Annotated in this window: 13 protein-coding genes, 1 tRNA gene and 2 pseudogenes; 11 read left to right on the top strand and 5 right to left on the bottom strand. The window is 46.3% G+C overall.

Going from position 1 to position 15,583, the window contains the following annotated elements:
• From QUB61_RS06975 to QUB61_RS06955, 5 genes and pseudogenes are all read right to left on the bottom strand, one after another.
• Positions 1–578: pseudogene (locus tag QUB61_RS06975) on the bottom strand (ISAzo13-like element transposase-related protein); the annotation flags it as partial.
• A gap of 361 nt (positions 579–939) precedes the next feature.
• Positions 940–1,920, bottom strand: a complete 981-nt coding sequence (locus QUB61_RS06970; RefSeq protein WP_333125389.1) for a HemK/PrmC family methyltransferase — start codon at positions 1,918–1,920, stop codon at positions 940–942.
• 133 nt (positions 1,921–2,053) lie between these two features.
• Positions 2,054–2,971 (bottom strand): Tic22 family protein, encoded by a 918-nt coding sequence (locus tag QUB61_RS06965; RefSeq protein WP_333125391.1) that lies wholly within the window; start codon positions 2,969–2,971, stop codon positions 2,054–2,056.
• A 162-nt stretch (positions 2,972–3,133) separates the two neighbouring features.
• Positions 3,134–3,207: transfer RNA gene (locus QUB61_RS06960), tRNA-Pro, on the bottom strand.
• Between the two features lie 472 nt (positions 3,208–3,679).
• Positions 3,680–4,231 (bottom strand): GNAT family N-acetyltransferase, encoded by a 552-nt coding sequence (locus tag QUB61_RS06955; RefSeq protein WP_006631880.1) that lies wholly within the window; start codon positions 4,229–4,231, stop codon positions 3,680–3,682.
• Between the two features lie 247 nt (positions 4,232–4,478).
• Between QUB61_RS06955 and QUB61_RS06950 the strand changes: the two genes are divergently transcribed.
• The 11 genes and pseudogenes from QUB61_RS06950 to QUB61_RS06900 all read left to right on the top strand — a co-directional run bounded on the left by QUB61_RS06950 (position 4,479) and on the right by QUB61_RS06900 (position 15,502).
• Complete coding sequence (locus QUB61_RS06950) at positions 4,479–4,685, top strand: hypothetical protein (RefSeq protein ID WP_333125394.1); 207 nt, start codon at positions 4,479–4,481, stop codon at positions 4,683–4,685.
• 18 nt (positions 4,686–4,703) lie between these two features.
• Positions 4,704–5,915, top strand: coding sequence for an RNA-guided endonuclease TnpB family protein (locus QUB61_RS06945; RefSeq protein WP_333125397.1), 1,212 nt, complete (start codon positions 4,704–4,706; stop codon positions 5,913–5,915).
• 214 nt (positions 5,916–6,129) lie between these two features.
• A complete protein-coding gene (locus tag QUB61_RS06940) occupies positions 6,130–6,855 on the top strand; it encodes a hypothetical protein (protein ID WP_006631881.1) in 726 nt (241 codons plus the stop codon).
• Positions 6,856–6,976: 121 nt separating this feature from the next.
• A pseudogene (locus tag QUB61_RS06935) lies at positions 6,977–7,400 on the top strand (RNA-guided endonuclease TnpB family protein); the annotation flags it as partial.
• Positions 7,401–7,992: 592 nt separating this feature from the next.
• Positions 7,993–8,235, top strand: a complete 243-nt coding sequence (locus tag QUB61_RS06930; RefSeq protein WP_333125400.1) for a zinc ribbon domain-containing protein — start codon at positions 7,993–7,995, stop codon at positions 8,233–8,235.
• Between the two features lie 46 nt (positions 8,236–8,281).
• Positions 8,282–9,151 carry an alpha/beta hydrolase gene (locus tag QUB61_RS06925; RefSeq protein WP_333125403.1) on the top strand — a complete coding sequence of 290 codons (870 nt, stop codon included), beginning with the start codon at positions 8,282–8,284 and terminating at the stop codon, positions 9,149–9,151.
• Between the two features lie 300 nt (positions 9,152–9,451).
• Entirely contained in the window at positions 9,452–10,594 is a 1,143-nt protein-coding gene (gene hrcA, locus QUB61_RS06920) for a heat-inducible transcriptional repressor HrcA (protein WP_445300200.1), read from the top strand.
• Between the two features lie 638 nt (positions 10,595–11,232).
• A complete protein-coding gene (metG, locus tag QUB61_RS06915) occupies positions 11,233–12,837 on the top strand; it encodes a methionine--tRNA ligase (RefSeq protein WP_333125408.1) in 1,605 nt (534 codons plus the stop codon).
• A gap of 93 nt (positions 12,838–12,930) precedes the next feature.
• On the top strand, positions 12,931–13,536 hold the full coding sequence (locus tag QUB61_RS06910) for a LabA-like NYN domain-containing protein (protein ID WP_006631885.1): 606 nt from the start codon (positions 12,931–12,933) through the stop codon (positions 13,534–13,536).
• Between the two features lie 204 nt (positions 13,537–13,740).
• Positions 13,741–14,937: an LPS export ABC transporter periplasmic protein LptC gene (gene lptC / locus QUB61_RS06905; RefSeq protein WP_333125410.1), complete on the top strand. Its 1,197-nt coding sequence runs from the start codon at positions 13,741–13,743 to the stop codon at positions 14,935–14,937.
• A gap of 85 nt (positions 14,938–15,022) precedes the next feature.
• Positions 15,023–15,502 carry a Uma2 family endonuclease gene (locus QUB61_RS06900; protein ID WP_333125412.1) on the top strand — a complete coding sequence of 160 codons (480 nt, stop codon included), beginning with the start codon at positions 15,023–15,025 and terminating at the stop codon, positions 15,500–15,502.
• Positions 15,503–15,583 lie beyond the last annotated feature (81 nt).

Below are 15,583 nucleotides of genomic sequence, written 5' to 3'. Positions count from 1 at the left end.
GATTCACAAGCAAATTCACTTGTATCTTTACTGTTGCCTAATGTTATATATCCTCGATTTTCTTGAGCATCGAAAATCCCATGTGGAATTACTTTTCCGTGACCTAAGCTCCAAAAATCATGATAAGACAGTAGTAACAGGCTCGGTTGTATAGAGAGTTCCCGGACGATACAAATTCCCTAAAACTTCTTTTTTTTTGTATCAAAACTAATAATTGGATTACCCGCTTCTCTATACTCTGTATCGAGTCTAGCAATATTTTCAAATTGAGCATTACGATTTTTATTAATTCCTGTTGTCTGTTTTTTTTGTGCTTTTCGCTTCACATATCCATGTTTTTTTAGGAGTTGTCCTACTAGAGGAAGACTCACACAAAATCCGGCGTTTTTCAGTCCGACAGCTATTTCTTTATGCGTCAAATTAGTCCATTTAATTAGCTCATTCATTGGGTCTCCCGCTGTCTGGAACTTTAAGACTTCTAAAAAGGCTTCATCAATACCGCTCCTGGTAGCTAAAATACTTTTTCTTCCTCCTCCTTTTTTTCTGATCCTTAAATTATTAATAGTCGTTTCATTCATTGTTTCTAAATCTTTAATTCCCTGGACAATAGTATTTCGACTGCATCCGCAAAGTTTCATTATATAGCTAATTCCACCCCATCCCAATTTTTGTGCCTCGAGCGCTGCATACCTTCTTTTATTTTTTTCTGATAAAGAGTTATAAAATTTCTTTATTTCCGACTCAATTGAACTAGAATAAAACATAGGTTTAAATGTCAGATAAAGTGGTAGAATAGAAAAATACCTTGCGAGTTTCTATCAATTTTAGAGAAAATAGCAATCAGGGCGCTGTTTTTGATTATATCCGACAATCCATCAAGTTATTTATTTTTCAGTCCTATGCACAGTCGAGAAATTGTCTCTTTGCTTGCCTTAGTCCCTACCGCCGATAGGCTAAAGCAAACCGATCGATCCCTGCTAAATCCGAAAATATCTGAACTTTGCCATAACTCCCGTGACTTTCCAGCATATCAGCTACCGCCTCAGCCTGTCCCGCCATCATCTCAACCAACCAAACTCCCCCGGATTCTAAATAATCGGGAGCCGTTTCTACCAAATGCCGGATGCAATCTAACCCGTCAAAACCGCCGTCTAAAGCCAGATGAGGTTCGTGTCGGACAACTTCTGGTTGCAGAGTCAGCACCGTGCTGCTGGGAATGTAAGGCGGGTTAGACACCATGCCGCTGACTTGACTTTTGAGAAATGCTAACGGTTCCCACCACAAACCTTGATAAAAATTAATTCGCGATCCAAAACCCAAATTCTCAGCATTCAGTCGAGCAACTGCCAAAGCTTCCGAACTGCAATCTACCGCATAAACCCTAGCATTTGTAAACGCACAAGCCAAGCCGATCGCGATCGCCCCGCTGCCCGTCCCCAAATCCACCCAATGGGATTTGGCAAATTCTCCCCCCCGAAGCTGGGATACGTTTAAATCTTCTCCCCCCGTTAGTAAGGGGGGGTTGGGGGGGGTAGATTTTTGATTGATATTTTCTGCTTCTAAACGGCTTTTAACAGCTTCTACAGCCAAATCGATCAGCAATTCCGTTTCAGGACGCGGAATTAGCACCGCCGGCGTTACTTGGAGCGAAAAATTCCGCCAATGTGCAACTCCCGTTAAATACTGCACCGGCACCCGTTCGTGCAAGCGCCGCTGCCACAATTGAGCAATTTCAGATAAAGACAACTTTAATTCAATTTTTGGCAAATCTTTAAACGACTCCAAACGCAGAGCCAACTTATCTAAACCTGCCAGCTCTTGCAGCAGCCAGTCGAGTTCTGCTAGGGGAATGTCATAATCGATCGCAAGAGCCTTAGCTTGATTCACCCATTGCCAAAGCTCTAAACCAGAAACAAACATAAGACTTTTTGGTAATTGGTAATTGCTAATTAGTAATTGCTAATTGGTAACTGGTAATTGGTAAATAGTAGGTTGAGTCTAGAAACCCAACCTACTAACTGATGACTGCTGACTGATGACTGCTGACTAAATATTAGGGCGTCGGCCGAGCTGGAGTTGGAGCCGGAGCCGGGGAGCCTGGAGCTGGCCGAGTTTGATTCGGAGCCGGGGAGCTTGGAGCAGGCCGAGCTGGAGCCGGAGAGCCTGGAGCCGGCCGAGTTTGATTCGGAGCAAGCTGTGGATTTTGGTTGCCAGCACCGGCAGGTTGGAGCGATCGGACAAATTCTAGCGACTCTTGTGACGGAACCAAAATCAATTGGCTCAAAAATGGATCGTTCTTAGTTCGCAAATCTTCCATAACGCCCTCCAAATTGACCACCTCAATCTTAAGTGTGGTAGTTACATTCGGCTGCTGCTGCTTGAAGAGATCCACCGCTGCCTGCAATTCCTCCTTGTTAAAAAACAACGGAATCACCTCTTGCTGACCCTGTTGAAAGGTCAAAACACCATCTTCCGTAGCGGTTCTGGCATAGAAAAGAGGCACTCCGTCGAACTCATTAACTTGTTGTCCAGTCTGCCGCAGCACCGTTTTCGCCGACTCAACTTGCTGCGGAGCCGGGATATAGCCAAATAGCAGCTCATTCGGCTTGTCTTTATTAGCTTGAGAAATCTGATAAATTTCCCCTAGCGACACCAGCGTTACCCGCGCCGAAGCCGCCAACTGAGGGTTTCTAGTTTTCAGTTGCTCGACAAAAGCTTGAGCATCCTTTTGGCTGATAAAAATTCTTGCCACCGAAGCATTGCCGCTTTGACCCTGACCTTGTTTAGGAACAGAATTAACTAGGGGTGTACCCTGAGCGTCTGTAATCGTAAATACTGGCACCTCGCGCAACTTTTCCAAAATTTGCGGCTCCGGCAGTGCCAGTGCAGACATCTTGCCAATTGGGGAGGGGCCCAGCAGAGCGCAGCCGACAATTCCCAATATTGCGCCCAAACGAACTAATGATTTCATATTTTTTCCATCAGGAGCGATCCTGAAACACATTAACGCAAAGACTGGCGACTTAACACGATCGGCAAAAACTGCCTGTGTTTTCCTTTTGACCAAATGTTTTGACCAAATGTCAACATCAGAGGCAGGTTGTGCCTCAATCTATTATTTAACATTGTGCGATCGGGATGACAGGATTTGAACCTGCGACATCCTGCTCCCAAAGCAGGCGCGCTACCAAGCTGCGCTACATCCCGGTGTTATAGTTAGCTAACCTCTAACAATTAACGCACAAAACCCATCGCTTGTCAAGCTTTTTTAAATATTTAGCTCTCGATGCAGCTAAGGCGAAGTTTTTTTCAGGTTGTGCGGTTTAACCCCGCGCAAAAACGGATACCGTGCCACGTACTCCTGTCGTGAGCTGCCCACAAATTTAGACCCTAGTTCAAGCTCCCATATTCATCTGTGGAATAAATCTCAAATCTCAAATAGTTCGACGGCTCGGGCGACTCGACGGCGAGACCTGGCGCTCGCCCCCGTCTCGCCCCCGTCTCGCCCCCGTCTCAAATCTCAAATCGACTGACAGTAATTGCACAGATTCATAAATGCCCTGCTGCCGGGATAAATCCTGTGCGTAACTGACCGCAACCCACAGGTGCAGTCGGTGTTGGCAGCGTCAATATTGTATTGTATTTCCTCAACAAATCAACGCCGACGGGCACCTCTAGGCTAATCTGGATACCAAAACATACCTTTAATCCCCTCTGGATCGGACATAAAGCCCAAATTGCGGTAAAAATCCACCACCTGAGGGTCAGCAAATAAGGTAATGTTGCTGATATCTTCACTGCGGAGTTTTTTAATGATGTATTTCATCAGCGCCTTGCCCATGCCTTTGCCCTGGTAATCAGGATGAACTACCACATCCCAAAGCGTGGCATTAAAAGCATGGTCTGAAGTCGCTCTGGCGAAACCCACCAGCCGTCGCTGGCTGCCCCGCATCTCCCACATAGAGACGACTAGGAAGCTGTGCTGAATAGCTTTTTTGACTTTACGCAGGGGACGGCGGGACCAACCCACTGCATTACAAAGTTCTTCGAGTTCGTAGAGGTCAATGTCCCGATCGCAACTGAAAAAGATGCGAGCGTTGCCGCTGGCGGGTTTGCGAAACGTTGGGGAAAGCGGATCGCCTAACCCAACAGCCACATCTTCCTCAAATTCCGCTGTTTGGGGTACAGAGGCAGACTCAGAACTACTAAATAAGTTTTTCCAAAAACCCATGCAGGCGCGGTTAAGGTAGTAGAAGTTGGACGACGAGAAAGAGAACCCGACAGATAAACCCACTCCGATCGGCGTGGGATGAATTGCCGGTAGCCTCTTGAGGAACAGTTTACGGTACACTCATCTTACGCCGAAAACAGGGATTTGTCGTCCTACATTGAGTCTGCGCTTTTTTGATTCTCGTCAAGTTTGGTAGAACTGTTCTGCTAGCCAGTGCCCGGACAACCCGCTTTTAAGGTAAAATTTGTTGCCGAACCAGGACACAGGCATTTTGGGAATTGCTTCTGTTGAGTGCCGCCGATCGCGCCGGAACTTATACCCTTGGTGGGAAATACCACTGGAATGGCGCAACGGTGACATTCGCGTGATACGTTCCAAAACAGATTTGGCTTCTGCTTTTACTGAGGAGTACAACTTAATCCCGAAAAAATTAGCTAAACTTGTTCATAGTTAATCGCCAAAAGAGGTTTGTATGTTTTGTGTCAAATTAGCCCTCAAATTGAATAATAGAGAAGCAACCTTGATGGCAAAACACGCAGGATTTCGGCGAGTTGTCTTTAACATGGGATTGAGTCTTCGGACTCAGATGTACAGTGAAGGTAAGTTTTCGGACTCAAAAGTAATTAACGAAGTCAAAAAAGTCTTGACCGATCGCGTCAACAAACTACCTGAATTTGCTTGGATGAATCAACTATCCAGCCGAGTGTATCAAAACGCATTAATTGATTTAAAAGATGCGTTTAGCAGATATCGCTCAGGAAAATCTGGTCATCCCACATTTGCAAGTCGTCGAAATAAGCAATCGTTTACTGTAGATTCGTCCAACGGAAAAGTTGTACTCAGTGCTGGAAACACAATTAAAATTCCTACACTGGGGACATTTCGACTTCATGAACCACTGGAATGTAGTTTTGTCTCTCAAACCTTTACCTTATCAAAAGAAGGAAGCCATTGGTTTGTCTCTTTCTGTGTTGATGTCGAACGTTTGCCAATCCAGCAACTCCAAGATTCGATAGGAATCGATCTAGGGGTGAAAGTTTTTGCTACGTTGTCAAACAATCAAGTATTTGATGCGCCGAAACCGTTGAAGCGAGCGAAAACCAAGCTAGCAATATTGCAACGTCAGGCCTCAAAACAAGTAAATGGTTCTAACAATCAGCGGAAAACCTACAATAAAATTAGTCGAATTCATTCACGAATATCCGCCAACCGCAAAGATTTCCTGCATAAGTTGACGACTTATTTGGCTAAGACTTTTAAGCTGATTAAGATTGAAGACTTGAATGTCTTGGGGATGATGGCTAACCATAAGCTGGCGGAAGCTATAGCGGTTCTCAATAAAATGAGGTACACACCGCTCGCAACTGATGCTCTATGCCCTATGCCCTATGCCCTATGCCCTATGCCCGCGAGAGCACCTCATGTTACTGAGAAAGGCTATATATCCGACTTAGGGTTTTACGAATTCAAGCGCCAACTGACTTACAAGTGTCAGATGTATGGAGCAAGTTTAGTGCTAATAGACCAGTGGTTTCCTAGTTCTAAGACTTGCTCGAACTGTGGAAACAAAAAAGATATGCCACTGAATCTCAGAACTTATGATTGTCCTGTTTGTGGCCGCTCAATTGACCGTGACTTAAACGCCAGTTTGAATATTTTAAACTGGGAACAACCCTCGGCTTGAGGGGGATAGCCTACTTATCTTGGGATGGCCGACCACCCAACAGCGTAGGAAGTAAACACTAATTACTCAAAGAATAACTTTGGGTAAGTCTAGATAAGTTTTATCGAGCAGATATACTAGGTATTTACTCTTCCATGCCTTATGGCGATGGGATTTTCGATTTGACGATTCGACTTAAGTTGTGCTCCTCTGCTCCCGCACCTTCCCCTCAATTATGGCTTCGGGTTTAAAACCATCTACACTAGAACTCCTCAAGCGCTTTAACCGAGCGTTTCCGCAGTTTTATGAGCAATTTGTCAGCAGCGAAATCCAGCTGCAAAACCTCAAATTAGCTTACCAGCTTTACAAAACTCGGCAAGCAGTCATCGAAATCCGAGCCGAAGGTAACAAAAGTGCCCTGCATTTTGCTTACCGGAACCAGTCTTTTCTACTGAGCGATATTTTTGGAGTGCTCGCGGCCTACGGACTTACGATTCACAGTCTGAGTCTGTACGGTCAAATTTACCCGCCCATGCTGGTATTTATCAAATTGGTCGTATCTCGCGGTGGCAAGGTACTGGCAGATAAAACAGCAGAAAACGTCTGTAGAGCAGTTCGAGAAGCCTTGGCGGGGCATTTTGAGGTTGAAGAGATGTTGGCGGTGGAATTTAATTTAGACGCGGGTTTGGAAGATGTGGCAACTGAATTCTACGTCGATCCGGTTTTCCACTTGCCAGCTTTGCTGATTGAAGCAGATAATCAACCTGGACTTTTTTACAAAGTTATGTATGCCATCTGGCAAGAAGATTTGTTGGTGGTAAATGCTAATTTGCTGGTTTGGCGGGGGCGAACTCGCCTGATTCTCTACTTGTTGGGGCCCAATGAAAGTTTAATTCCCGAGTATCTGGGGCAGAAAATCGCTGAGGGGGTGCGACAAAGATTGCTGGGCGAGCGGTTTTAGGGCAAGCTGCCGATCCCTAAATAACTAGATTTACCGAAAAATAGGCTCTAAAGCCCTCTCATAAGCTTGACGGCTTTTCTGAGGTGTATGCTAGAAACTTATCCTAGGCTAAAACGATAAGATGCTCATCTACGAAGCACTCGCTAGAAGGCACGCAAAATCAATACTAACGGCTTGACGAGGCTATTCGCACTGGTCGTTTTGTGCGTAATTCTATCATTCGTGCTTGGATGGATGGGCAAGTAAAAAGTCGGAATGATGCTTACACATACTGCAAAATATTAGCCGATAATTCCGAATTCCCTTGGGCGCGTCTGTTAAATTCTTAGACCCGACAAGCTCATCCTGAAAAAGCTTGGGCAAGCATCGAGAGGTTTTCTCAAAAATGCCGCTCACAAGTTACAGGGAAGAAGGGATTCCCTCTGTTCAAAAAACATCACGTTAGAGCATCAGTAGAGCATAAGGTTAGCGGGGGGAAGCTGTCAGAAGATAGACGCTACCTAGAATTCACCGATGGTATAAGCTGTCGCGCATTTAAATTGTATATTCAGGGCGGGCGGGACACCCCACAAGACTTTAAATTTTTTTACCTACAATTTAAATGCAGAACAGCTTAAAAGCTGGTGTATTCTTGATGGGGGAACGAGAAATTTGCACTTCTAGCAACTCAACCCAATTAAACGGGTAAGAGTTATCAGAAGATTCGTGAAGCCAGAGGTTATAACCGTACAAAAGCCGTAAATAAGCTCGCGAAACTACAGGCTTAAGTCGCAGATATCCGCAAAAATGCGCTCCATAAACTTACGTGTTACCTAGCAAAAAACCACGGTGAAGTAAAGATATAAAATTTATAGCGGTTCTCAAAAAAGTGAGGTATGCCCTATGCCCACGGAGGCCTATGCCCACGGAGGCCTATGCCCATGAGTACCTCATATGAGAGCTCGAAAGGCTATATAGCTTAAAACATTTTTGAATAATCGCAAGTTAGCGGGTGCAGTAGCCGACTGTGAAATGTATAAATTCCCAGCTCAAATAAAATACAAAAGTGAAAAGTTTTCATCTCAATTGACACTGATAGACTGAGGGTTTCCCAGTTCTCAAAACTTGCTGTGACTATTGGGAAATTATCGCCACAAAATGCCCTTAACAAATCGCGTTTATGTATGTCCAGATTGCGGTCAGACAGCAGATAGAGATTTGAATGCTGCAAAAAACATAGAACGCCGGTTTGAAGGAATATTTATTCCAGGGCGATCGGATAAAATGGCAAGCTATGCCAAGATTGCCTCTGAAGTGGACAAACATCTTGAGCGTCAGCTTAAGACCGCCCTGAAGCAGGAAGTAAGCGGTAAATCGATAGAGTTGAGTCTTTTTGACTGACTTACATAGGTTTACATAGGTCTTAGAGAGCGGATAAGATAAAATTATGACAACAATCGACATTCTAGGGGTTCGGCACGCTTACGATTTGACGGCTGCGACTGCAACTTCCCCGGTTCTGGTATTTGTCCACGGCTGGCTGTTAAGCCGTCGCTACTGGCAACCTTTGACCGATCGCTTGGCACCAAACTATCAGTGCCTGACCTACGATTTGCGGGGGTTTGGCGATTCTCAATCCGACGGAAGCGGCTATACCGGGCTTTCGGAACCGCTAAATTCCTGCTACACTCCCGCAGCTTACGCTCGCGATTTGGAAATTTTACTCGAAAAACTGGATATTTCTTGTGCTTGGCTGGTGGGACACTCTCTCGGCGGTACGATCGCTCTTTGGGGAGCCAGCAAATTGTCCGATCGCGTTAAAGGTGTCGTCTGCATCAATGCAGGCGGCGGCATCTATCTTAAGGAAGAATTCGAGCGGTTTCGCTCGGTCGGCAAGCAGCTAGTGAAAATGCGTCCCGGCTGGCTGTCTCACTTGCCGTTAGCAGATTTCGTGTTTGGCCGGGATTCTGTAGCCCGCTCGATCGGTCGCTCCTGGGGACGGCAGCGCTTGAGAGATTTCGTGAGAGCTCAGCCAGAGGCCGCTTTGGGGGCGCTGTTGGACTCGACCACAGAAGCCCAGATTCACCTCTTGCCACAAATTGTGTCCCAACTAAAGCAGCCTGTTTATTTTATTGCCGGCACTAAAGACAAAATTATGGAACCAAAATACGTGCTGCATTTGGCTAGCTTTCACTGGATGTTCCAAGGTTCCGGCGAGAATGTCCTTCAGCTTCCCGATTGCGGTCATTTGGCAATGGTGGAACAGCCGGATGCAGTGGCTAGTTACCTGCAAAATATTCTGCAAGAACACACTTAAAGGGCATTTCGTAAAGCGAAACCGAGGAATGGGGCCTTGGGCAGATCTCCGGTTCTCTGAAGCGAAGCTTCCCAAATAGAAAGTTACAAGTTAAAAGTTAAAACATTTTTCCCTGTTCATTCCCTCAACATCGATCCGTAAAATCCCGTACACAATCCGTAAAATCCCGTACACAATCCGTTGCCGAACTCACCGAAGCCTAAATCTGTTATCTTAAATAAATAACTCTGCCCGATCGCCCTTAAGGACAGAGCTTCTGACTCGATAGTGGCAAATTGTCTGAATACTAATTCTGCTTAAATATCTGTGCGCGTTAACCTCACCGATCGGCAACAACACATCCTTTGGGCAACGGTTCGCCACTACATAGCAACAGCGGAACCCGTTGGCTCAAAAGCTTTGGCTGACGAATTCAACCTCAGCGTCAGCCCAGCTACAATTCGCAATGCGATGGGGACTCTTGAAAAAGCTGGACTGCTTTATCAGCCCCACACTTCCGCAGGACGAGTCCCCTCTGACTCCGGCTACCGAATTTACGTAGACCAGTTGATTCAGCCGTCTGATACGCTGGCCCGCAAGGTGGAACAGGTACTAGACCAGCTCAATTGGTCGGACGGTCGCATGGACGCGGCACTCCGCGGCGCCGCTCAAATCCTGGCAACTATCAGCGGTTACATAGCCATGATCACCATACCGCAAACCAATATGGCTTGCTTGCGCCACTTGCAACTGGTGCAGCTAGAGCCGGGAAAGGTGATGCTGATCGTGGTGACGGATGCCTACGAAACTCAGTCGGTTTTGGTGCAGTTGCCGAGGGACGCAGAAGGTAACACGCCTGATGTCGAAATCGTCGATCGCCAATTGCAGATTTTGTCGAATTTTTTGAACACCAAGTTGCGGGGACGATCGCTCTCGGAACTCTCGACTGTAGACTGGAGCGAGTTAGACCGGGACTTTGAACTGTACGCTGAGTGGATGGGAACGATGCTGACTGCTTTGAGCAGCCGCCAAAGCAATCCAACCTACACGCGGATTCTGATCGGCGGTTTGGCAGAAGCGCTGCGCTTGCCTGAGTTTTCGCAGTTGCAGCAAGTTCAAACCCTGGTGCAACTGCTCGAACAAGAGCAAGAACTGCTTTGGCCTTTGATTTTTGAATCGCCTGAGTTGGACACCCCCGGGAAGCGGGTAACGGTGCGAATTGGTTCGGAAAATTCTTTAGAACCAATTCGTGGCTGTACTCTGATTTCTTCGACTTACCGCCGGGGATCGGTGCCGGTGGGTAGTGTAGGGGTTTTGGGGCCGACGCGGATGGTTTACGAAAATGCGATCGCGGTGGTGGAAGCTGCAGCGGATTATTTGTCAGAAGCTATTGGCGGAAATCGAGTTAGTTTTCCTGATGGCGATCGAGGGCGATCGGATAATCCGTTGTTAGATGCACCCTAATTTGATAGCCCTAAGCTTAACTGGCTTGGGGTTTTATTATCTGTGGACGCACTCGCCACCTTTATAAACCGGGTTTTGTGAGAAAAAACCTAGGCTTTTATACTCTTTTTGGGGCAAGAAAGTAAAGCATCGCGCTTGACGAGAGAGTTTCCTAAATAACCCGGTTTCTGCGTCCATGAGCGGCTCGGAAATTGGCAGGAGTTGCGGACGATCGACTGTCCGGGGATCGGGGAAAGAGATGGCGATGGCGAGCGCTCGCGCATTCACAGAAAGTGGTCGCCAAGCGCCAGTCGAACGGCGGGTTTAGCGGCCCAACCGATGAGTTTTGGTGCTTGCCTAGGTGCGCGGCCAACTCTAGGGATCGCGGCTGCGAAAAATGAATTGAGGACGCGTTCGCGACAATGGCGCGGAACCCGAAGCCAGCAAAATGTCAAAATATTAAGACATTTCAGAGAGTTTGTCAAAAAGAACTAAAAAAGATTAGTGTTGATATGAAAGCGATATTTCTTTTGGGAATAGCCCGGGTTAGACAATTGCAAATAACTTGCAGTAAATTTGGCTTGATTGCCACTTCATAAAAAATTTAACCGCTGAGTTAAGATCGAAACGAAATTTAGGGAATTTTCTTTTAGCATTCAATGAAATCGACCGATAAAACTAAAAATACCTTTGCGATCACCACGCCTCTGTATTATGTAAACGATTTACCTCACGTTGGCAGCGCTTACACGACTATGGCAGCCGATGCCCTAGCTCGATTTGAGCGGCTGCGGGGCAAATCAGTTTTGCTGGTGACGGGGACTGACGAACACGGGCAGAAAATTCAGCGGACAGCCGAGAGTTTGGGACGATCGCCTCAAGCTCACTGCGACTTAGTGGTTCCGGGGTTTGAGGCGCTTTGGGAGCAACTCTCTATCCAGTACGATCGCTTCATCCGCACCACTTCGCGGCGCCACGAGTACATTGTCAAAGAATTTTTCCAGCGCGTCTGGAACTCCGGCGACATCTACTTGAGCCAGCAACAAGGCTGGTACTGCGTCTCCTGCGAAGAATTCAAAGAAGAACGGGATTTGTTGTCTGGAAATCGGTGCTCTGTCCACACCAGCAAGGAAGTTGAGTGGCGCGACGAGGAAAATTACTTTTTCCGCCTGTCGCGGTATCAAGACCAACTCCTGGCCTTGTACGCAGAACGTCCCGACTTCATCGCGCCGGAAAGTCGCCGCAACGAAGTGCTGAGCTTCGTCAACTCTGGACTGCAAGACTTTTCGATTTCTAGAGTGAATCTGGAATGGGGTCTGCCGATGCCGGTTGACCCCAGTCACACCATCTACGTCTGGTTTGACGCTTTGCTGGGATACGTCACAGCCTTGCTAGATCCGGACAGCGACCCGACGTTGGAGAATGCTTTATCTAAATGGTGGCCGATTGACCTGCACTTGATCGGCAAAGATATTCTCCGCTTCCATGCTGTTTACTGGCCGGCAATGCTGGTGTCAGCGGGTCTGCCGGTGCCGGGCCGGCTCTTCGCTCACGGGTTTTTGACCAAAGACGGCAAAAAAATGGGGAAAACTGAGGGTAATACTTTAGATCCAGTCGAATTGGTCAAGAAATACGGCGCTGATGCAGTGCGTTACTATTTCCTCAAAGAAATTGAGTTCGGAGAGGACGGCGATTTTAACGAAACTCGGTTTATCAATATATTGAATGCTGAGCTAGCAAATGATTTGGGAAATTTGCTTAACCGCACTTTAAACATGGCTCGCAAATATTGCGGTGGCTGCGTACCAAATGTGTTGGGAGAAAACATTGACGGCGAGAACCTTCTCAAGAGTATGAGCCTGGATTTGGGCGATCGAGTAGCGGGTTTTTACCAAGAGTTGGCTTTGAGCAAGGCTTGCGAAGCCGTGCTCGCATTAGTTCGAGCCGGGAACAAGTTTATTGACGTGCAAGCACCTTGGAGTTTGTACAAGCAGGGACAGATAGAAAGTGTGGAACAAGTGCTATATTCTGTTCTGGAATCTGTTAGACTAGCATCTTACCTTTTATCGCCGATTATTCCGAATATCAGCAACGCTATCTATCAGCAGCTAGGTTTTTCAATTGACTTTAACGATCGGGTTACAGTTAACAGTTTAGCGAATTTTGCAGATCATGCTGCCTGGGGCGCTTTGCCGGCAAACCAAACTCTGGGGGAAGCCCAACCAGTGTTTAAGCGACTCGAACTGCTGGAAACAGTAACTTGATAGTTGGCAGCCAGCGCTCGGGGTGCTATGACAGATTACGAATTAGCAGTTATTTCCTTACCAATCTTTCATAAAAATTGAGGCATAAGAATCATGTTGAATAGAATAGAAAGCAATGACCTTTTTACCCCGGAACAGGTTCTAGAAAATCGGGGTCGAGTAGCAATTTTCATAGATGGCTCTAACCTTTTTTACGCGGCTTTGCAGTTAGGAATTGAGATTGATTACACTAAGCTGCTGTGCCGTTTAACTGCGGGTTCGCGGCTGCTGCGCTCTTTTTTCTACACGGGTGTCGATCGCACTAACGAGAAACAGCAGGGGTTTTTGCTGTGGATGCGCCGCAACGGCTACCGGGTGATTTCTAAGGATTTGGTACAGCTGCCAGATGGTTCTAAGAAGGCGAATTTAGATGTAGAAATCGCTGTGGATATGATGGCTTTAGTGGGGTCTTACGACACGGCGGTTTTGGTCAGCGGTGATGGCGATTTGGCTTATGCTGTGGATGCTGTGAGCTATCGCGGCGTGCGGGTTGAGGTGGTGAGTTTGCGATCGATGACGAGCGACAGTTTGATTAATGTAGCCGATCGCTATATTGATTTGGAAATGATTAAGGACGACATCCAAAAAACATCTCGCCCTAATTATGCTTACCGCCCTTTGTCAGGTCTGAGCTTGATGGAGGAACACGACGACAGATAGGAATTTGGTAATGGGTAATAGGTAACGGGTAATGGGTGATAGTTAATTGGTTGAATCATTGAGAATTAGAAGTTAAAAATTTAGACACAACATGACACATTTTTAATTTTTGATTAAGTGTTTTTCAATACCCAATTATCAATTACCAATTCCCCATTCCCCATTCCCCATTCCCCATTACCGATTAGACATTCCCAATTGCCAATGATTAATCTCAAATCCCAAATTCCCAATCTCAAATCCCCAAAATTGATGCTGCTATTTTTACCAGCACTGATTTTGGGGATTGCTGCTTGTGCGGCTCCCCAAGAGACTCAAAAGAACAAATTAGCTGAGGATATCAAAACTGCTCAACAGTCAAACAGCACTTTAACTTTGAACAAAGTAACTCTAGAACAAGCAAACGAAAAGGGCGAGACGTTCTGGAAAGTAAACTCGCAAAATGCTGTTTACAGCAAAGACAAAAAGATAGTTAACGTTCAGAAACCTGTGGGCAAATTGTTTCAGGACGGCAAAGAAATTTACGATATTCAGGGAGAAACGGGGCAGGTCTTTCAGGAAGGAAATCAGGTTTTTCTCAAAGGTAACATAGTCGCTAAAGACCTGAAAAATGGAGTGGTATTGCGGGGAAATGAGTTGGAGTGGCGGCCGAAGGAAGATGTTTTAGTTGTTCGCAACAATTTGACGGGAGAGAACAAACAGGTGACGGCTTCAGCGAAGGAAGCGCGGGTTTTCAGTAGGGCTAAGAGAATGGAGTTATTCGGCTCTGTGGTGGCCAATGTTAAAGATCCGGCTTTGCAATTGCGAACTGAGCACTTAGTGTGGTTTGTGGATCAACAAAAGGTAAACAGCGACAAACCGACTCAAATTGATAGATACAAAGACAAAATAGTAACAGACAGCGGTTTTGCCGACAAAGTAGATGTAGACTTAAAAACTAAGATTGCGACGCTGACGCAAAACGCTCAGTTGATGCCATCAGACCCGCCGCTGCAAATAGAAAGCAGTTTGATGAGTTGGAATTTTCCGGCGCAATCTGTGATATCGCCCGGGCCTGTGAAGGTTTTTCACCGCGTGGAAAAGGTGACGATGACTGGGGATACGGGGCGGGGAGATTTAGAGAAAAAAGTTTTTTATTTGACGGGAAATGTGGTTGGAATTGGGGAAAAACGTCAAGCTCAATTAAATACCGATCGAGTAACGTGGTATTTAACTAATCAGACTTTCGACGCGGAAGGAAATGTGGTATATCGGCAGCTAAATCCGGTGTTTAATTTGACTGGGCCGAGGGCGGCGGGAGAGTTGAAAAATCAAACTGTGATTGTCAAAGGCGACGGTGGCGGCGGCCAAGTGGTTACGGAATTTGTACCGGACGAGTATAAGGGAACTTTGGGACGGTAGATGGGATTGCAACCGCAGATGTCGGCAGATGAACGCAGATGAACGCAGATATAATTAAGATTGGATTGAGTAAGGAGCGGTTGGGGTGAGGCTGTCGTTTTTAGATGGGGTATTTAAGATTAGACATAGGCCTGGAAGAGAACATGAAACAGCCAAACAGCGGATTTCAACGCTGGTCGATCTGTTTTTGGAATATGCAGGGATTGACTTTACGCCAACGGGTTCGGTCACATTAGAAAGTGAAACTGGAAGGGTGAAGCGAGAAGCGGATCTGTCTTATGAATTGGAACCTAACCGAGAATTTCCTGATTTGGCGGTGGAAGTGGTGGTGAGTAGCGGCGGTATTAACAAGTTGGAAGCTTACAAACGCCTGCAAATTCCTGAAGTTTGGTTTTGGGAAAATGGCGCACTTCGTATGTATTCGTTGGGGGCTGATGGATATGCAGAGGTCGATCGCTCTTTTGTTCTACCTGATTTAGATGTTGTACTATTGGTGAGGTGTATTAATATTGAAAATCACCTTCAGGCTATGCGCGAATTTAAACAAACGATTCAAAGTTTTTAGCAGCCTTTTTTAGAGTAGATTATTGAACCGCGAAGACGCAAAGGACACGAAGGAAGAATGAGGAAGAAGATAGATTGTTGA

Origin of the sequence: Microcoleus sp. C2D2, from assembly GCF_036702495.1 — a bacterium.
In the GTDB taxonomy this organism is placed as follows: Bacteria; Cyanobacteriota; Cyanobacteriia; order Cyanobacteriales; family Microcoleaceae; genus Microcoleus.
Note: the sequence above shows the minus strand (reverse complement) of the source record. Positions and strands in the feature narration are given on the sequence as shown.